Annotated in this window: 20 protein-coding genes; all 20 read right to left on the reverse strand. The window is 45.8% G+C overall.

What is annotated here, in order from left to right; all coding sequences use genetic code 11:
• Position 1: 1 nt before the first annotated feature.
• Complete coding sequence (locus QOS10_RS01150) at positions 2-973, reverse strand: BppU family phage baseplate upper protein (RefSeq protein ID WP_283593183.1); 972 nt, start codon at positions 971-973, stop codon at positions 2-4.
• Positions 974-995: 22 nt separating this feature from the next.
• Entirely contained in the window at positions 996-1,391 is a 396-nt protein-coding gene (locus QOS10_RS01155) for a hypothetical protein (RefSeq protein WP_283593184.1), read from the reverse strand.
• Positions 1,388-1,690, reverse strand: coding sequence for a hypothetical protein (locus tag QOS10_RS01160; protein ID WP_283593185.1), 303 nt, complete (start codon positions 1,688-1,690; stop codon positions 1,388-1,390). The genes QOS10_RS01155 and QOS10_RS01160 overlap by 4 nt, the downstream gene beginning before the upstream one ends.
• The gene (locus tag QOS10_RS01165) at positions 1,687-3,876 is read right to left on the reverse strand and encodes a phage tail protein (protein ID WP_283593186.1); all 2,190 of its coding nucleotides are present in this window, start codon (positions 3,874-3,876) and stop codon (positions 1,687-1,689) included. The genes QOS10_RS01160 and QOS10_RS01165 overlap by 4 nt, the downstream gene beginning before the upstream one ends.
• Before the next feature lie 44 nt (positions 3,877-3,920).
• Positions 3,921-4,880, reverse strand: coding sequence for a phage tail domain-containing protein (locus tag QOS10_RS01170; RefSeq protein ID WP_283593188.1), 960 nt, complete (start codon positions 4,878-4,880; stop codon positions 3,921-3,923).
• 4 nt (positions 4,881-4,884) lie between these two features.
• The gene (locus tag QOS10_RS01175) at positions 4,885-9,255 is read right to left on the reverse strand and encodes a phage tail tape measure protein (protein WP_283593189.1); all 4,371 of its coding nucleotides are present in this window, start codon (positions 9,253-9,255) and stop codon (positions 4,885-4,887) included.
• 3 nt (positions 9,256-9,258) lie between these two features.
• Positions 9,259-9,531, reverse strand: coding sequence for a hypothetical protein (locus QOS10_RS01180; protein ID WP_283593190.1), 273 nt, complete (start codon positions 9,529-9,531; stop codon positions 9,259-9,261).
• A gap of 71 nt (positions 9,532-9,602) precedes the next feature.
• Positions 9,603-10,139 carry a tail assembly chaperone gene (locus QOS10_RS01185; protein WP_283593191.1) on the reverse strand — a complete coding sequence of 179 codons (537 nt, stop codon included), beginning with the start codon at positions 10,137-10,139 and terminating at the stop codon, positions 9,603-9,605.
• Positions 10,140-10,155: 16 nt separating this feature from the next.
• Positions 10,156-10,755, reverse strand: coding sequence for a hypothetical protein (locus tag QOS10_RS01190; protein WP_283593192.1), 600 nt, complete (start codon positions 10,753-10,755; stop codon positions 10,156-10,158).
• A 13-nt stretch (positions 10,756-10,768) separates the two neighbouring features.
• Positions 10,769-11,188, reverse strand: a complete 420-nt coding sequence (locus tag QOS10_RS01195) for a hypothetical protein (RefSeq protein ID WP_283593193.1) — start codon at positions 11,186-11,188, stop codon at positions 10,769-10,771.
• Positions 11,181-11,723, reverse strand: coding sequence for a hypothetical protein (locus QOS10_RS01200; RefSeq protein WP_283593194.1), 543 nt, complete (start codon positions 11,721-11,723; stop codon positions 11,181-11,183). The genes QOS10_RS01195 and QOS10_RS01200 overlap by 8 nt, the downstream gene beginning before the upstream one ends.
• 6 nt (positions 11,724-11,729) lie before the next feature.
• On the reverse strand, positions 11,730-12,077 hold the full coding sequence (locus QOS10_RS01205; RefSeq protein ID WP_283593195.1) for a hypothetical protein: 348 nt from the start codon (positions 12,075-12,077) through the stop codon (positions 11,730-11,732).
• Complete coding sequence (locus tag QOS10_RS01210) at positions 12,070-12,432, reverse strand: phage head-tail connector protein (RefSeq protein ID WP_283593196.1); 363 nt, start codon at positions 12,430-12,432, stop codon at positions 12,070-12,072. The genes QOS10_RS01205 and QOS10_RS01210 overlap by 8 nt, the downstream gene beginning before the upstream one ends.
• Before the next feature lie 144 nt (positions 12,433-12,576).
• Positions 12,577-13,596: a replication protein gene (locus QOS10_RS01215; RefSeq protein WP_283593197.1), complete on the reverse strand. Its 1,020-nt coding sequence runs from the start codon at positions 13,594-13,596 to the stop codon at positions 12,577-12,579.
• A 27-nt stretch (positions 13,597-13,623) separates the two neighbouring features.
• On the reverse strand, positions 13,624-14,244 hold the full coding sequence (locus QOS10_RS01220) for a DUF4355 domain-containing protein (protein ID WP_283593198.1): 621 nt from the start codon (positions 14,242-14,244) through the stop codon (positions 13,624-13,626).
• 166 nt (positions 14,245-14,410) lie between these two features.
• Complete coding sequence (locus QOS10_RS01225; RefSeq protein ID WP_283593199.1) at positions 14,411-14,680, reverse strand: hypothetical protein; 270 nt, start codon at positions 14,678-14,680, stop codon at positions 14,411-14,413.
• Between the two features lies 1 nt (position 14,681).
• Entirely contained in the window at positions 14,682-16,067 is a 1,386-nt protein-coding gene (locus QOS10_RS01230; protein WP_283593200.1) for a minor capsid protein, read from the reverse strand.
• The gene (locus QOS10_RS01235) at positions 16,039-17,649 is read right to left on the reverse strand and encodes a phage portal protein (protein WP_283593201.1); all 1,611 of its coding nucleotides are present in this window, start codon (positions 17,647-17,649) and stop codon (positions 16,039-16,041) included. The genes QOS10_RS01230 and QOS10_RS01235 overlap by 29 nt, the downstream gene beginning before the upstream one ends.
• A 94-nt stretch (positions 17,650-17,743) precedes the next feature.
• Positions 17,744-19,015: a PBSX family phage terminase large subunit gene (locus tag QOS10_RS01240; protein ID WP_283593269.1), complete on the reverse strand. Its 1,272-nt coding sequence runs from the start codon at positions 19,013-19,015 to the stop codon at positions 17,744-17,746.
• On the reverse strand, positions 18,987-19,538 hold the full coding sequence (locus QOS10_RS01245) for a terminase small subunit (protein WP_283593202.1): 552 nt from the start codon (positions 19,536-19,538) through the stop codon (positions 18,987-18,989). Before QOS10_RS01245 ends, QOS10_RS01240 begins: the two co-directional genes overlap by 29 nt.
• Between the last annotated feature and the right edge of the window lie 25 nt (positions 19,539-19,563).

The raw sequence follows: 19,563 nt of genomic DNA on the forward strand, positions 1-19,563 counted from the left end.
ATTAGTTACCTCCTTTTAGCTTGTTAACATCAATCTGCAACGTATTCACTTGATCGGCCAGCTTAGATAAATCCACACCATTGACCAGCAATGCACCTTCAATTGTTAAGCCATTTTGCATTACCGCACCCTGTTTAAAAGTGTTTTGGGCTTGGAAAACGTTACTTTGGTTTAGCACGGGCGCCATCGTGTTCTGAATGGCTTCCGTATTGGCATCCAGTGCCTTATCCAGCAGCTTATCCGAATCTAAGATCCCTTGTGCCAGCTGGTTAGCTTCATCCAGCTTGCTCTTGATGTCGGCCATCTCAGTATCAAAGTTCTGCGTATGGTCGGTGAGAGCCTTCTGGAAAGTATCGTTCATCTGTTGCTTGATATCATTGACATCTTGCTTGAATTCTTCAAAAGCCTCCCGGTTCTTGGCCTTGCACTCCAGAAGCATCTCTTCCATTTCACTAACGTAAACTTCTTTTGCATGGCCCATTCGAGCTAAGCCGGGAAGCACCTTAAACCAGATAGTAACCCCTGAAATTCGACTTTCATCATTAGGATCACGAACACCGATATATCCCTTGAAGATCCCTTCCTTCGGGAACATCTCATCTGGGAACTTGTATGTAGCTCGCCCGCCTTCGCCAAAGTTAATTGGATCGCCGTAGAAGCTAACTGGGTCCGACCCAGGATCAAGTTGGATCTGCCCTTGATCGTTAACATAGTAATTTCCAACGTTACCTTCAATGTATGGGCTTAACCCTTTAAGATTTAACAACCGCCCTTGTTGGTACCAAGTCACTTGGAGTTGTGCATTGTTATCAGCAACCCGTGCCTTGAAGTAAGGCGTTAGGTCCCAAATATCAGTACCTTCCTTAGCGATATCAATTGCAATCGTGTAAATCACTCGGCCGTTGTTATGCGTTACATGAAGGATGCCATCTCTAGCATCCTTCAGTTGCTTTTGTCCAATTTCAACCGGCATCTGTTTCTCATTCCTTTCCTCTTTAGCTAACCTCATTGTCAATTACGTCATGTGGTAAATCGGCAGCAACTTCAGCTTTGTCGTCATCCACCGTAACATCATCATTGATCTCAACTTCACTTGGATTAGGCGTGCTGCTATCAAGTGGAATTTCATCCGTGTCATTGATGTATTCCATGCCGAAGATGATGCCATTGAGCTTCTTAATCTGCCGTTCAAGCGATGACGTGCGAGTTTGAAGATCAATGATGTTGTTCTCAGCTGTTGTGAGTCGAGTGCCCAATTCCTTAATATCGTTCAAGGCAGACTCAATTTTAGCGAAATTATTTTCAATCGCTTTGAAATTTTCTGTTAATTGCCCGGGAAGCTTAGCATTAGTCGTCAAATCTTCCACGTGAGGCAGATGAAATTCGTTCACTTCTTGTCACCTACTTTCTCTACTGGCGTAAAAATTGGTTTCCCATCATCGCTTACGGATAAATAAAAAGCCGTCCCATTGGGCGACTTCATTTTAATGTGTTCAAATGGTAGTTCTGCGATTCTTTTAGTGTCACGTTCATGGTACATCTTACCGTCAGCGGTAAATTCAACTACTCGTGTTACACCATTGTCACTAGATGTGATTAGGCCAGGGAATCCCCGATTGTCGGTGCCTTCTTCAAGGATGATTGGAACATACCGGACTGCCGGTTGCTCAACATTATTAATGTCACTCATGACCAGGTCACATCCTCTCCGTTCGTGTAAGCGGCAATCTTCGCCATCTGCTCAGCCGTGTAGCTCTTTGGCTTGGACGGCTTCGTATTTGGATTGGCGAAGTGATTTTCTTCCTTTGTTCCAATTGCCACCTCTCGACTGCCCTGTGCGGTTGTGTGGTTTAACTCGCGGAAAGCCTGTGAGATAGCAGAAATAAAGCTCTTCATGGCTTCACCAGTGTTGTTATAGGTCAGCTCTGGCGCTTCATTCTGGTTAAACGGATTACCGCTTACCCCCATCAACATGGCCCAGGTATCGAGTGGCATTTCAGGTGCAATTACCCGGATCTGATCGCCCAAATGCACATCCTGCCAACTGTCGGCTGTTGTAGATAGCGAAGTCGGTGGATCATGCTTCACCGTGTTAGCAACATAGGTTTTCAGCGTGTTCATATCGTAGATACTGTCCTGCACAATCGGCGGCCCAACATGGACGCCATACTTATCTTGGCTGTCCTTGTCGATGTAGTGATAGTACAGCGAGTAGTAGCTCTCCGTCGTGGTGCTGGTACTCGTGCTCCCGCTATCGCCAGATGGTGAAATGCTACCGCCACTCTTAATCATCGCCTGCGGGTCTAGCCAGGTGCCGTCGTTGCTAAAAGCGTGTCCAAACGCCTGTTTGACGTCCATACGGGTGATTCCAATGTGGAGATGGTCAGTTGTCCGGTAGCCGATTACATCGCCTGTATGGACCTCTTGGCCGTAGCCAACAGTGATGTTGTTCTGACTACTGAATGCTTCCTGGTATTCGACGTTGAGGCCAGTGCTATCAGTGATTACCAAGTACCATTTAATCTCACTACCACCCCAGGTGGCCGCTGTCGTAACCTTGCCGCCGTGAATGGCGTGGACCTCGTTGCCTGGGTGGTCAATAGAGCCAAAGTCAAGACCATCATGGAAACCGTTAATACGGAAACCACCGCCGGGCTGAACCCCGAAAAGCTGTCCGCCAGAGAAAGTACCTTCACCACAAGGGAACGGCCAGCCCCAGTTGTTATCGGTAGCTGGTTGAGCCGTGATTGTAGCCTTAGATACTGGTGCTCCAGACGGTGACCAACCGTGTCGTCCGGTGATCTGGTTACGCCAGTTAGGTACGTTCATCAAGGCAATCAGTTGGTCAAGGCCATGCCAGATATTCGTATAAGGTGGCCGGCAGTAGTAGTTAAAAGTGCCCTGTTTGAATTGCAGAAGCCCCATCGCTATCCCGTCTGGCAGACCATCGTCGCCACCTTTGGCATCTTCTCGACCGCTGGACTCCAGATTGATCTGGGCTTTGATTAGGTCAATGTCGGCTTGTGACAGCTTCTCGCCTACTAACCCGGCGGCGTTCTTGATAACAGGTGTCCAGTCGCCGTTTACAGGCTCACTTACACCGTTACCACCAGCAGATACTGAGGTGATGTCCTTTTCAACCTTACCGCCGTATACCCAGCAGTCGTTGACAAGATCGTTCCCGTCGCTCTGCAAGTTAGCGGTGGTCATGTTGTTAAGGTAGCGGAACACGTTGTCGGTGCGGTTCTGGAAGCTCGGTAAGTCACGAACAACAAGTGTAGCCTGACCGCTTGGGTACCAAAACGCACCATACGACGCGATATTGCTTCCGAGCCATTCAAACAATGAACCGGTGGCTTCTGCTGGCATCTGAGGGAAGCTCCCCTTGATGTCTAACGTAACCCCAGCGTTGTTGTTATCGATGAACTTATGTAGCTGGTCCTCTAGCTTATAGGCTTGCTGAACATCGGTCTGTTTGACCGTCACCGTTGTACCCGGCTGTTGATTGCCACTATCATCGCCGGAGTCATCACTACTGCCGCCAGAATCGTCGCTGCTATCACCGGATCCACTGACGTCGGGGTTATTCTCCGTTGGCTGTTTAGGGTCCAATCGAATATTCTTCATCTGGTCAATCAGAGCGTGATTAGCAGTGATCTGCAATGTTGGCAAGCCGTTCTCGTCCAGACCCTTCGTAAGCTGTTGAATCGTATAAAGGTTTCGATTGAACCAGATATAGCGCTTCATCTGGGCCAGATTAAAGACGTCCTTGTACTGATCTGTGTAGGTCATGGTAAAGGAGATCTCAAACGTTGAGCTGACTTGCCAGTTGATCTTGAACGAGTTATAGAGGTCGTTAAAATCAACATATTCCATCACATCGTCGCTATGGTTGTTTAGACCATTTGTAATTCCAACTCTCATGAGAACCACCAGAATGGAAAGTCAAAGCTGACTGTTCCTGCGAAGTTGTCGATCTGAAAGTCATTCTTACCAATGTCAAGGTGAATGGCTCCATCATCAACGTTCAAAGTGTCTGACTTGCCGTTTAAGGTTGCACGAATGCCATCAACCATAAACGTTCCGTCAAAGTTAGACGCCGAGTGGCTGCCATTATCACCGACAATTCCGCACCGCGTCAGGTAATCGCCAGTAGTCTTGTTAGTGATCTTCAGATTGCCGTCAGAATGGCCTTTTAAGATCATCTTGAAAGGATGGCCCCGACGGTCCGGGTCGATCATGACGTTGCTCAGATTGTAGACACTGAACTGATTAGTTGTGAACGTGTACTGCGGGTCGACGTCCTCCGGCATGTTGTTACCAACACCCCAGACATCATCTGGATAGTCCTGCGACGTGCCTAATGAACGACTCAGACCATACAAATCGGTAAAGGTGACAGTGCAGGTCCACGTCTTCTCGTTGGTGTACGTTGGCTTATCCATTTTGGCCAGCACGTAGTAGATCCGGTGCGGCCAGTTGGCAAAGCAGATCCAGTAGGCTTCACGGGCCACCAGGAACTGCTGTAACGAATCATAGGCCAGCATAGCGTCCGTTTCGTCAACGCCCCGATAGAACATCGACATGGTGAAATCACGAGTATCGTAGGTAGTCGACAGTAGACGAGAGCCATCTTGCAGGCCAATCTTACGCAGATTGTTAGTCCGTGTTGCTGGTTGCACGTCCGGTGCCATTGTGCAGTAGACACCATCAAGTGTTGGCACGTCGAAGCAACTCGTCCACGTCTTGGCATCCTTACTGATGGCAAACTCGACCGGTGTAAAAGCCGGATATTTTCTAGCTCCCTGACCGACCTCTGTTGGCCTTAAGGAGGGATAAGCGGTCGGCTTGTCCTTTCTTTTGGAAAATACCTCAATCAAATAATCATCTCCTTTGACGCGCAAAAACCCTAGCACCATAGGCATTGATTGGCTTTGCTACATCTTCAACTTGAACATATGGATGTATGTTAATGTTGTCGAGCTTTTCGACCGCCTGTTTAACCAGACTAACCATGAGATTTTCACTGTCGGTTGCAGCGCTAGTTTGAAGAATAGCTGGCCGAACTTGAGGAGCACCAAACGAAGGCCGAATAGCTCCAATATTGCGATTGCGACTTACAATATCCGCCATCGCTTCGGTAGCTAATTGCATTGCATTAGGCTTATTAGGGTTAATGATGTACTCATCACCATCTTCAGCAACCCAACCATAGCTTGGCTGAAGCAAGTGGCCACCGTTGGCCCAACCGTGACCGTTGCCGATATTGCCCCAGCCACCTTCGCCACCGTGATTAAGGGCGTTAATGGCAGCAACAATCTGGTCAAACCCTTTGTTGATGTCGCGATACTTACCAACTGCCCACGTGTTGAATGTAGAAGGTATAAATTGCAGTAGCCCTTGTGACGGATGACCAGCCGCAGCATTGCTATCCCAATGGTTAGTGACAACCTCACGGCCACCAGATTCCGTTTGAATTTGGCGGAGTAATTTGCCGATTTGTCCTTCAGACAAATGGACGTGCAGTACACGAGCCGCCGACTTGATAACCGGTGTCCAGTCACCATTAACTGGTTCCTTGATAATGCCTAACAAGTCTTTCAGCACGTTAGCAATACCACGCGAGAAGCCAATTGCAGTTGCTTTACCAAACGATGGAACGATCGGCACATTTGAGTCCCAGTTAGTTACTCGCAAGACTAAATCTTGTGAAGCTTTTACAGGGTTGTCCATAAATTCTTGTGCAATCTTGTCCTGTTCATCGTCTGACAAAGTACCGTCAGCGTAGTGTGGAACGTTCATCGCAGACAAAACGGTGTGTGAAGGCTCAGCCGGCAGAACTTGTGCTCCTGGTTCCAACGTGACTATTCGGTTAAGACCAGAGAAGATCTTCCAGCCTTGCGATGGTTGCCATACAAGCTCTTGCTTATGCTGACTACTACCATCGTTGATGACTGCCAGTCCACCTGGGTGTGCACCACGAATTCCGGTACCATTAGCGTAGTGAATGGTCGATAGCTTCTTATCGCCACCAAAGTCACCAATAACACCATTAATGGCCGAGATACCAGAATTTAAGCGGCTAACAATTCCGGACATAGCTCTCTGAGCGATACCTGGCAGCTTGCCAAACTCGCTACTCATCGAGCTAACAACACTTGACGTCCAGCTCTTCCAGCTACTTAAAAAGCCACGAGTAAAGCTATTTTCATGGCTTCTAATTGAGTTGAGTCGGCTGTCAACAGTCCTGTTTACTCGTGACAAGCTCCGACTAGGATACCGATCGATATTGTCCCATGTGTCTTTCCAATCACGGTTAAAAGCACGATCGAATGAACGCAGGGAACTTTCAACTTGCCGTGTCATCGTCTGGAAGCGGCCAACGAAACTATGCTTGCCGCTCATTGACTTGTCGGCTTCGTTCATTTGCTTAGCAAGTTCTTTGCCAAACTTATATCTTTGAACGGTCTTGGTCAGTGACTTAACGCTGCTCTCCAGTCGATCAAGTGGGTTGTTCTTACCCTTAAAGCCTGATAACGATTTATCAAGCGACTTGAACGAACGAGAGGAGTTTGCCAAAGGCTTATCTAAGTTTTTCCAGTATTTAGCCGCATCCTTGATCGTTGGATTAAGGCTTTTAAGGTTCTTACTCATACTCCGAAGCTCTTTTGTTGGGTCATTCTTTTTAACGACCGATTTGAGAGTCTTCAGAGTGTTTGTATATGCCTTAACGGCGGCATTCATTCGCTTGATATTGGCAATGTCTGCCTTTGAATAGTGATTACTACCCAAGGATTTAATCTCATGCTGGCTTGGCTCTTTAGAATGGCCGGAATGCGACCCTTTTTTGCCGATGGTTTTATCCCACCAGTTGCCCATGCCTTTCCAGAACGATTTCCATCCTTTGCCTATCGTCGACCAGACTTTGCCCCAATCATGCTTGACAAAAATATCGTTTAGAACTTTACCGATGCTGTTGCCAAACTTTCCAACAGATGGCCCTATCTTGCCGCCGATTGTACGACCAATAAGGCCACCAAGTGCAGCGCCGGCCGGGCCACCAAAGAAGAAGCCAATACCGGCACCAATTCCTGCACCAGCAGCCTTACCAATGTCACGTGACCTAGTAGCCCCATTGTGAGTTGTAAAGGCTCCGGTTATGTCCTTGACAAGATCATACGCTTCAATCGCTAACCCTATTCCAGAAAGAATACGACCACCGAGTGAACGACCAACCTGCGCAAATCGAGAAGAATTGGTTTTAGCAGCAAAACGAGTAATGAAATTACCGCCAGCTGTATCACCGACTCGTAATGCCTCAGTTGCGGCAGGAGTAAACAAGCCCTTGAGCCATCCCTTACCTCTTGAAATCTTGCCTGCAAGGCCAGCTAAAAAACTACTTCCTGCTTTCTCACCAGACTTTTTTGCAGCAACTCCTTCAACTGCCTTGGTCATTGCTCCACCAGCACGGCGATTAGCTAAGTCGCCCAGCAACGATCCAGTAAGGGACTGTTTCCCACCCAAAGTGGACAACATTAGCATCCCTTTATACAGCTCGTTGATTGCCTTAGCACTCGCCATGATTTTAGATGCAACAAAATACGTCGCAAAAATACCACCCAAAGTCTTGAACAGTGGAGTTAGTTTGGCGATCTCTGTCAAATCAGTAGCAATTCTGTGGGTGGTATCACCTGCACTGGATAACGGGTGACCAGTCAAGATTCCAAGGAAAGTTGATAGCGTCTTAAGAGCGCCTTCGCCAATAGCTAAGCCAATTTTCCCAAGTGCTTCCGCAATATCCCAAAGATCATGACCGTGAGCGACCAGATACTTAGCAACAGCATTACCAAAGTTGGCCGTCTCTTTACTAAGTGCATTTATTTCTCTCTGTGCTCGTTTAGTAGTCAAGCCTTTAGCAAGAGCTTCTGATGCATTAGCGATGGCAGGCATAAACGCCTGACCAAGCTGCATTGTTACAGCCTGAATAGAAGTCTTGGCCCGAGCCATCTCCATTTTGACAGTCTGACTGTTCTTCTTAGCAAGCTTAGCAACATAGTTATCCTGTTCGGCTTTCTTAATTTGCCCTTCTAGCTCACGAAGTTGCTTGGTGTTAGAGGCAAGAATATTAGCGGCATTGCCACCAACAGTACCGAATATTTGATTCATCGTCTTTAATCGGTTAGCGCCTTTAATTCCTGCATCATTCATTCCCTTGTTAATCATCGAGAATATTTCAGGAATGGACTTTAGCTTGCCAGACTTAGTTTGGAAGTCATCAACAGACAAGCCTAATCGTTTTAATGCTTGCGTTCCTTGTGGAGTAATTTTGGTAATATGCTGTAGCACTTCTTGAAGTGAAGTACCCGCTTTATCTGCTTCAAGCCCGTTATTAGAAAGAATACCAATTGTTGCTGAAGTTTCACGCAATGAAACACCTGCTTGGTGTGCAGATGATCCAACGTATTCCATAGCAACACCCATTGACTTGAAGTCAGTAGCGGTAGCATCTGATGCGTAGGCTAAATCGTTAACGACTAGCTTGGTATTATGCAGCATCTTACCGGTACTGTTGGTTTTCATTCCGAACTCTTCAATGGTGTTCGAAGAAACCCGTACAACGTCTGAGAAGTCATCACCTGAAGCAACAGAGGCTTGTAGTTCAGACTTCATAACGCCTAATGCTTCGACAGAAGTATGCCCACGCTTTATCAAATCTTGGTATGCATCCGCAATCTTCTGTTGGCTAACGCCATATTCAAGCGAATATTTACGACCATCACGCTGCATTTGGTTAACGGCACTAATTGCGGTCTTGGCGCGCTCACCACCAGTAACAATAAGGTTTTGAGTGGTCTTATAGGAGCTCTGGAGGTCAACAGCTTGTTGTGCTCCCTTGGCTGCTGCAGCGCCTAGTCCAGTGAATGCCGCAACACCAGCAGCTGCCATCAAATGAAGCGATTTTCGTATCCCTTCAGCGCCACGATGGATATGTTCAAAGCCAGAATTAACACTGTTCATACGAGCATTCATAGATTCAATTCCCGAAGCCGTGAACTTTGTGTTATGTGATTTAGGGACTTTATTAGTTTCGTCCTTTATCTTTTTAATCTTCTGGCTTGCCTGATCGTCAGCACCAACTTTGATGTTTTTACCTTGATCATGCTGAAGAGACATGTACTCGGCTTGAATCTTCTGCAGTTCCTGGACCGCATTACCGATCACATTGATATCAATGTTGGTTCCATATACAGCCATCTATTAACCTCCTTTCTGCCGTTTTTTCATATCGAAGACTTTAGCGAATGCATCAGCTTGCTGAACTTCCGCATTGTTCACGTCTAGAAGCATATCTCTGTGTGCCTTATCTATCTGGTCCAGTTTTTGATCGATCGTCTGCTGGATAGCCGCGTTAATCTGACTTAGGGCACCATTATCGAGGTTGATCCACTGCGTCATAAATGGCACTTGTTGGAGCATATTTGACCATTCAACACGTTGATTAAGCTGCTGTCGCTCGTAGCCTTCAATCATTGCATCAAGGAGGTATGGGTTTAGTTGGTCAAAATCACTAATTGAAGTGATTCCGGCCCGTTCGCGAGCAATTACAAGGTAATCCCGGTATCCTTTAGCATTTTTTCGAAGTTTTTGAGCATTGGATCGAATTGGTTTTTGGAAGCTTGGTACAGTGCTACTTGTTGATCGTACTGTTCCTTTGCTTCCTTCTTCGCTGCCTTTGCCGGCTTCTTTAGTTCCTTGTACAGCTTGTCTAAGTTGTCTAATTCTTCCTTGATGGAGCTCATCCATTGCTTCATCGAAACCTTGAAAAAACCAAAGGCCGTCAATTCTGCCATTGTCTGTTCGGCAACCTTATCAAGGCCCTTTTCGCCTAATAGGTCAGAAACAGCATCGAATACCTTACCGTAGTCTGGCTTTTCATTACCCAGGTAAGCTAAGCCACCGTTAATAATGTCAACCAAGACACGAGGGTTCTTAGTTGCCAGACCAGTGAACAGGGTATCGAAAATAGCATCGTCTTGCTGTTTCTTACCATCATCGTCTGTAACCTTTTCTTCCCAGAGTTTCAAGCTTGCAAAGTTGTACTTCAGTTGAAGTGTCTTACCGTCAATCTTTAATTCCATGATGTGCCTCCTCTAATTAGCCTTCTTGGTGAGCAGTACCCTTGTCATCAAGCGAACCTGGAGCAGTAGTCGTGGCAGTACCATCCCCTACTTCGGTTGGCTTAAGAGCGTCATACAACGACTTACCAAGATCGAAGGCGTCTTCTTCCAGCTGATCTTCAGTAATAACACCATCCTGTGCAACACCTTGTACTTCAAACTGAACTGAGGACTGGAACACACTGTTCAGGGTTTCGGTCTGAGGCAGCGTTGCAATGATGCATTGTGCGTATTCATAAGGAGCTTGGCGATTAGGCGCCGCCCCAGTTACCTCATTCATATCAACACGGAATAAATGAACCACGATTTGGTCCTTCCAAGCGTGATAAAGCTTATCCCAAATACCATCACCAGACTGGAAGTAAACCAATACAGTCCGTTGCTGGTTAACAGCCCCAGCCATCTTTACATCAACCGTCTTGGTTTGAATGGTTTGGAGTGCCCGGGTGTTGGTACCTGACGTTTGACCTTGTAGCCCGATCATAATTGCCTTATTTGCCTTCGGTTCATCATCTAACTTCATGAAATAGATGTACTTATTAGCAGCATCCATCTTTACAGTATTTTTTACTGGCATTTAATATTCCCTCCTAAATTTCAGTAATAAAAAAGTCGGCTCTCACTACTCCATGAATTAGCTTCTCTGAAGTAGTGGTGTCGACTTGTGGTTGTGGTGAAATCATACTATCGGTAACGTAATCGCATCGATATTTCTGCAGCTTTAAGTGGGGAAGCAAGATTTCAATCTTATCAAGGGTGTCCATCATTGTCCCCATCTCGTCAGCTGGCCAATATAGATCAACCTGCTGAGTATAGGTTGCAGTGGTTACTAACTTATATTGCGATGTTTCAGTGCGCCAAGGGATCTGGACAATGATCTGCGGATATTCAAGCTGAAAGGTCTGAGGATCGTTAGCTTCGTCTCCTGTTAAAACAGTAGTTGCTAGCGGCTTAACTAAGTTGCATACACAGCTAAGTAAGTCAGTTCTCGGTAATAGAACATTATCCATTAAAATTCATCCCTTTCATCAAAGCTGCTACTTGTGCGGCTACAATTGGACGCATTTGCTTCATTGACTGGTACATAAACGGCTCTGGTGTTGGGTGCCGCCGAGTTCCGTACTCGACAAAGCCACCATACTCAGCTCCATTACCCTTGTTGGCCTTAGCATCTGGATATACTTGAACACGGCCGTCCTCGGTTGTATGAGCCTTGATCGACTTCATCAAATTACCAGTGGGCTGGTAACCGCTACGGCCCTTGCCGACCATGTTGCGTTCAATCTCAGTGGCAAGCTTTATATTCTCAACTCCCAGGTTTTGAAGAAGTCTGTTGGAGCCGGCTTTAATTGCTCCCATCTTGCCATAGATGCTTCGAGCTTCGGCATTCATGCCCATCTCTCGCAGGTGTGAAGCGACGGCCATCATAGGTGCTGAATAATGATCCGTAACGCGATACTCAACAACAGGGCGCAAGTTATCGCTGCTTAGATTGCCTTGCTCGTTCATTTCAGTTAGTTTTTTGACAATTTGTCTCATACTCATTGCCTATCACCCAACTTTCGACTGTGTGTTGTAGATGTAAAAAGCAGTATTGTTGGTGTGCTTTCGTGGCATCCTCACATCATAGAGGGTTCCCTTTTGCGTTTCAAGATCATACTCATCAGTGAAAGCAATCTTAGCTGGTCGTGGTGGGTTGCCATCAACAATTACTGTTTTGGCATCCTGATACAGGCTATCGCCACCAAACAAGAGCGACTGCTTCTGCAAGCCTAGATCATTTACCCGGCAAAAGAGCACCTTTTGAAGCACAACATAGTGAGTCTTTTTGTCAAAAGGGTTGGTACCCGTACCATCGTTTGCTTTTCCCAGCAGGTAAACATCCCTAAACCTAGTCAAGGCTCATCACCCAACCCTTACGGCCAGACTGAGCTTTGTTGTCTCGGTAAGCATTCAGTTGGCTCATATATGGAGCAAGATCATCCTCGCTCCATTGATCGGTCAAGCCTTCTTCACCAGCTTGGGTTTTACCTTCATTGCCACGCTTAGCAAACTTAGCAAGGGCCATTTCGGTAATGATCCCGGTTAATTTCTCAGGAAGCGCGCTATAGTCCTCACCGGTGTAGAGAGCAACCGACTTGCAGGCTAGCTTAATGTACAGCTTCAGCATCGGCGTATGGTCGTCGTCACTAACACCCAATGCTGTTTGAACGTCTTTAAGAATGTCTGTTTGAACATCTTCACTTGCTACCATCGGCTTCACCTCCATTAGCTAACCCTAGAAGATCATTCTTCTTCATGGTGGAAGAATAATCAATTCCTCGCGCATCCAGGTGCTGCTTGATTTCAGCCACCGTATTAGCAGATGTAACGCCCGCTCCGTTACTGTCGAGCGGTGTTATTTTCCCACTGGATCTGACTTAGTTGGAACAACTGGTGCAAACTCCTTATCCAGCTTGGCCTTGTAAGCAATAACCTGAATATGACGTGGGTCGACGATTGATTCCCAGGTAGTCCCCTTTGCCAATTCGTCCATAGTTACAGTTTGGCCTGCTGGAGTAAATGTCTTAGCAACTGAAGTACCAAAGATGTGAGTAGTAACTACCCGACGGTTGATGACATTAGTCTGGCCACCATTAGTACGTGCTTCGCGCTGAATTTCAACAGCGTTTTGAGGGCTAGCAACAGAGTAGCCAACAGCACCGTTAGCAAATACATATGAAGTTGTGGAACCATCAGCGTTAATCAAGTTAGGGTCATCGTCTTGCACAATACGCATACCGTTGTAGACGGAAATAGGAGTTACGGCTCCAGCTGGTTGAACGGTGTCAATCAATTGTTGTGCCTTCATTTCAGCATAGGTTGAGGAGTGAACAACAATCTTGTTGAGGGTATTGTCTTGCAAATCACCCATTTTGGCGATGGCTGCTAAGAAGCCACGAGCGCTAAACACACTAGAATCTTCGTACATCTTTGCAGTAGCGATGTCCGAGTTAGCAAAGGCACCCTTCAATTCAGCAAACAGCAGCTTCTGGTCTTGGTTATTCCAGTAAGCACCGAAACGGTTAGCTACAGTTGATTGTGCAGGTGCACCGGACACTTGTTGAGAAACATCAGTCCAGCCAAATGCTTGAGCTTGGCGGAACTTGAATGCCCGTTGTTCACCAGTAGTAAGGCCATTAACTGAAATATCCTGGGTATCAGTCCAAGTCTGTGCATCTGGTCCTTCAGCAATGTCATTAATGTATGGCATATGAATGAAGTCACCCGGAGCCAAGAGTTGACTACCTAATGATGGGTCGTTGGTTAAAATGCCAGACTGAACCAAGCGGTTAGTCTTCATAGATTGATTAAGAACGTAGTTAGCAAACACTTCAGGAATAATTGCGTTTGCAAGTTTGAATTGATTATCTGCCATTGATAAATACTTCCTTTCTAAATTTAACTAGCCTTTAGCTGCCAGTTGGTGATATAAGCTAGGATCTTCATGGAATAACCGAGTTTGCTCTTCCAAAGATAAGTCGCTTAGTTTCTTGGCCTTATCCGTATTAACTTGAGTGCCAGTCTGTGGTTGCTTATTTCCAGCCAAACGTTGATCAACACCAGTTTGGATCGCCTTCGAAAATTCATTGGCAAAGCTCAGCATATTGTTATCAGTCTCTTCGTCGCTAGCACCCACCAGGTTTTTAACCATGCTCATCGGGACATGATACTTATTAGCAACTGTTTGAGCGTGTGCAATTCGAGCATTGCGATCAAGTTCCGCCTTCAACCGATCATTCTCTTGCTTAAGCTTCTTACGGTCGTCTTCAGCCTTTTCATCGGCGGTCATTTTGGCCCGTCGATCATGTTCAGCGATGGCCTTGTTGATTCGTTCATCTTCACTAGCCTTTTGATCCTCAAGCTCTTGCTTATGTTCGGCCGTCTTTCGATTGATAAGGTTATTCAACCATTCCTGCTGTTCTGGCGTGAACTCAGGTACTTTTTTGGATGCATCCTTGCCTTCTTGTCCCTTGTCCTTTTCAGTATCAACTGGTTGATTTAACTTGTTATCTTTGTCTTCCATGTCAATTCCTCCCGTTTAACGCCCGTCGGCTTATTCCCGTTTATCCTCCGTCGAGTAAACCCGTCCGCTCTTTAACGCCTGACAGCACGTTTGAAGGCATGAAAAAAGCAACCATCCGAATATTCAAGATAGTTGCTAGTTATGTTTCGTAAAATCGAAATGGTCTTTATTTTTTAACAGTATCGCTATATTTTCTATATCCCAATTCCCAATCTTTATCAGTAATCTCGATCGATTTAATCTCAGACTGGTTGAGCTCACCAACAGGGCTCCGCTTGCCATTTTGTAGCATGTGTTCAAAGCCAAGGTACCATAAGCCATCATCTGTCTCGTCTGGGTAATCTACATCTGACACCCAGCCTTGCCAAACATCACCATCAGTATCAACGACGCGAACCCAGTTGCCCTCATATTGGCTAAAATCAGTGTTTAACATATCATTCACCCTTTTCATTCCTTAGAACTGGAACAATGTGCGCGCCTCTTTTACCATAATGTATCTTAGCAAATTTAGTACGCTTACCAGTACGGCCATCGACTCCAATGTAATGGTTGGCGCGAATCAACTCTTTATTAGACCAACCATTCTTGCTCATCTTGAGTGTACCATGACCAGAATACTTTTTCAGGAGCGCAGCAGGATCTTCACGATCGTATAAATAGCTCCGCTTCTTAATATTCGGATCCCTTGTCGCCAAATATGTACGTTCGAGGTGGTTTTGTTGCTTGCCAGTTAGAACCAGTGGCCAATCACCTGAGGCGGCCATCGACTTTACGTAGTGCTTACCGAACGAATCATAATTAACCGCATCGTTCAGAAGATCTTCATTTTTATCGAAACCACTGGCGATATCAGATGCCGGCGTTTCAATAATCTCACACTGACAATTAGGGTGAAATGGTGGTGCGTTGGTGCCTGCTTGCATTTCGCTTACTTTGAACACTGTTCCATCAAGTTGCATGCAGTGCCGGCAGGTATTCCGTGCACCTACCGCAACGTTGGTGTAATACTCTACGCCACGCTGTAGCATATCCATCCTGCGAGCGTTTGTATACGTGTAGGTATATTCGGTTCTCAGCAAGCGTTCTGCACGATACAAGTCACCACTGCTAATCTGATCAGTGCCATAGAACTTCTTAGCAAAATCACGTGAGAAGTCCTGAACAGCGGCATGGCTTTTAATGGCACGATCTACCGTGTCGTGAAGAGTGTTCATCATATTAACCGTGTCACGATTGATAGCAGCATACGTATCAACACCGGAACCATTGTCTCGGGCAATCTTGGCAATCGTCTTTTGAGCCAGCTTCCTAGTATACGGTTTGCTGTTTTTACTCAGTTTTACCGTTAAGGCTGTCTGATGCTCAAGCTTAGTTGGAGTCCGGCCGAGTCTATGGGTTAAATTGAACATCACTGAGCGATTAGTATGCTTATAGCCATTGTCCCATACTTTCTGTGGAATTGACTCTAGTGCATCGCTCAGCTGTTTCTTTCGCCAAGAGGCAAGATGGATAAGTTCGATAGCTACTGCTGCACTGGCAACATCTCCAATAGTGTGAAGACTACGATTAGCCATGCTAACAGAGATTAGCTGCCGATCAGATTGGTTAGCATTACGATACAGTTCGCCTAATTTGCGAATAATCTGCTGTTTCTGACCGTTTGACGCTGGTGTTGACCAATTACCCTCACCGGATAGATAACGGCTGACAATAGCCTCTATTTGCCGACCAGTGAGGTGATACTTTTGCTTAAGCTCTTCAATATACTGATCAGCCTGTCCATAAATATCTCTACTTAGTTTCGTCGGTTGATTGTTCATCACTATCACCGTCTTCTTGATCATCAGGAGCTACGTGCTTGCTGAAGTTATTAGGATCAATTCGGTCCGGATCATTCTTGACCTGTTCTTCCATCCGTCGATCTTCTTCAGGTGCTTTAACGCCCGTTGTTGGTTCAATATAGCCACGCAACGTTTGCTTAGACACTACGCCAGTATTCGCCATTGCGACCATGTTATTTACTAAGTCAGTATCATTCTTTGGCAAGTTAGGTGTGAAGTTTGGCTTAACGTTATTAACCAGTGTCTCATCGCTGATCGCGCTTCTGATTGCCCAGAAATGAGCTAACAGCCGTAGCCGCCGCTTAATACCACGAGTAAATAGATCATTCTGGTTTTCACGAATCTGGTCACTGCCAAACAGCTTATAGGCCATTGCTACGCCTGAGCTATTACCACCAAAGCTCTCATCATTAACATTTGGCGTATTGGTGTCTGTGTAAATATCTCGCACGATCTCATCAAGATGAGTCTTCCAATTATCAATAGGCAGTTCCTTGGTTAAGTATTCAGCGCTTGACGGGACTACAGTCACACCACCATTGGCGTTATTAATTACCGACGGCTTTAAGTACATGACTCGACTCAAAGTATCCAGATATGGACTGTTAGGGTCAATCTCCCAAACTGGCTCGCCATTATCATCACGCACTGGGTTACCGTCCTTATCCTTGACTAATCGTTTAACCGTCTTAGGCACATCAATATCACCATTAACAACCAACGTAGCATTGCTGAAGTCCTCTTCGCTATTAGCCATTTCACTGATTGCCTTATCGTAACTATCAATAAGATCAAGATCAGCTTCCCAATCGCCTAAGCGTTCATCGTTGTTGTAGAACTCAGTAATCGGAACAGTACCGAAGTAATGTTCTTCCTTGCTATCCACGACAAGTTCATCTCCGATACTGGAAATTGGCTGGTAGTGGTAGATCTGGTTGCTGGTATAAGCAGAAACATAGAATTGCGGCTTGTCGTCGTATTTAACCATGTAGTAATAGACGCCGAACAGGCTGTGCTGCTCAACGCTAGTGTCATAGACAACAAAAGCATTGGCAGGATCAAGGACAGCCAGCTTAGTAACCGGCTTACCATCATTCCCTTTGACTGCATAAACTAACTCATAAGCACGACCAGTAATTGATAGGTTCTTCTTGAGCGTCTTTTCAATATACGGCTCATCTACGCGATTGTTGAACTCATCAATAACACTCATCAATCGTTTTTCGTCATTGCTCTGTTCAGCATCATCTGGAGTGTTGTAGACGAACTTAATGCCTTTACCAAGAGAATATCCAACACGCATCGTTGTGATATATCTTGGGTGGCCACTAGCAATTCGATTATCCGCACGGTTTTTGCTCTTATCGCTCTTCCAATAGTGAATATCGTTATCACCCTCGTAATATCGCTGAAGAGTTGTGATCCGAGTTAATTGGTGTTCGTAATGATGCTGCAAGAACTTATTAACGTATTGTCCTATTTGCTTCTCATCAAACTGGTCAGCTGGGATCCGATATACCTTATTAGCTTCACGGTCAAACCGTTGGCCACCGCGTAGCATACGAATGGAGTCTTTGCTTAAGCCATACGGAACGCTTGCATAATAAGCTTGCAAATCATCGCTTGTACTGTTTGCCATCGTAAACCTCCTTTCACTAAATAAGACCGAGGTCGTTCAGGTAGTTGGTTGAACGAGTTCGGTCTGTGTCTCTTCTCTTATTCTGTTCGGCTAACCATAGCGGCGTAGCAATACAATATCTAACGGCGTCTTGGGCGTGATCATGTTCCTTCTTGGGAGCGCCCGTCTTTTCATCCCACACGTACTGGTAAATCTCATTAATAAAATTAGGTGCAGCATCTTTAACAACAAAGAAACGGTGCTGCTTGATGATGCTAGCAACCTTCTCCACTCCATCAAGCACGTTCTTATAACCATACTTAGCATTGATGTGGTGACCTTTGAAGTTCTGAATGTGTTCAGTTCGTGCAGTATCAGCCCAGAACGTCATGTTTAATCCATACTTATGTCTGAACCGATTAGCAACATCAATCCAATGCGGATCTACTTGTTCAAATTGTCCATATGCCTCATCGACCAGATAATAATTACCAGCTGAGTCATGGCCAATCACTTCAATTGCTGTCGGGTGATCAAATCCCCAGTCAACTCCAGCAGAATAGGTCAGATTATCCGGCAAATCTTTACGATCAATAGTCATGGTACGCTCATCGAAGTCTTTGTAGACAGCACCTTCACCAGTGACCCATAGGCCGAGAACAGCACGATCGTAGTACATGCCAGATGGTGTCATCGCTTTTAGCGAGGAACGGTATTCCTCTGGCAAAAACGTGTTGTCGTCAAGAATAAAGTGAAACGTCTTGACCTTTGCCTCCGGATCATGGTTATCAATGTAGTCCGTCTTCAGCCAATGTTGTGGGTTGTCTGGGTTGGTATCACAGATAATCCGTGCTCCAGGTTTGGAACAACGCTGAACGATTTCTTGAAACGCTTCTTGCGTTGCCAGCGAAGCCTCGTTGATATAAGCGCCGTATGACGTCATACCACGAATGGCACTAGCACCACGAATGTTCCCAGTGTACGTTGGGACAACATCAACACCGAAAATATGATAATGGCCGTGTCGATCAATCTTTGGATCCAGACCAAGCGAGTTTCTTAGTTCGCCGATAACGTTGTTCTGAATTGAGTTAGACGAATAGCCAGCAAGAATGTACATCGGCCGCTTATCATTGTTCTTTTTGGCCTCAATTGCTATCCGCTGAAGTTCAGCAAGAAACAGAATGTTGTCGATAAACGTCTTACCAGAACGAACGGCACCATAATTGATGAGATACTTCCAATCAGAATGCTCATAACTCCATAAGACCCACTGCTGCTTAGCTGTCAGAACTTTGTTTACTTTGATTTTCATGATTCTGATCAACTCCTTCTTTCAGCAGGTCAATGAAGGCACCAACAGCTTCAGTAACATCCTGACCACCGTCTTCATAGCTCTTAGCACGCGCTTCACTAATGCGAGTGTCAGCATCAAGCTTCCTAAGTTGAGCCTGAACAACCGGGTTACTCAATGGATAACGCTTCATAATCTCGCGAGCGGCAGACAGCTTATCCTTCATGCTGGGCTTCTTACGTATAGTGATCACGTCTCTAGCGGTTGCCATTGCTACTTCTTCAGTTTCCTCTTCCCGCAAAACACGGGTATAGAACTTGAGTACTTCTTTAGCATCAGCAATCTTATGTGACTCGATTTCGGTCATTTTAGCGTCAATATAGTGTTTTAGGTTAACATTAGTTAACAATCTGCTAGAAGCTGCCTTTGCTGATCCTGGCGTTTGGACGCTATATCCTGCTTTAATATAGGCTTGTGTGGCATTGCCGCTCTTAATGTATTCGTCAGCGAATAGCCGCTGTTTCGTTGTCAATCTCATGGCATATCACCACACCACCTTTCAT

It is taken from the genome of Limosilactobacillus galli (assembly GCF_947381495.1).
GTDB lineage: Bacteria > Bacillota > Bacilli > Lactobacillales > Lactobacillaceae > Limosilactobacillus > Limosilactobacillus galli.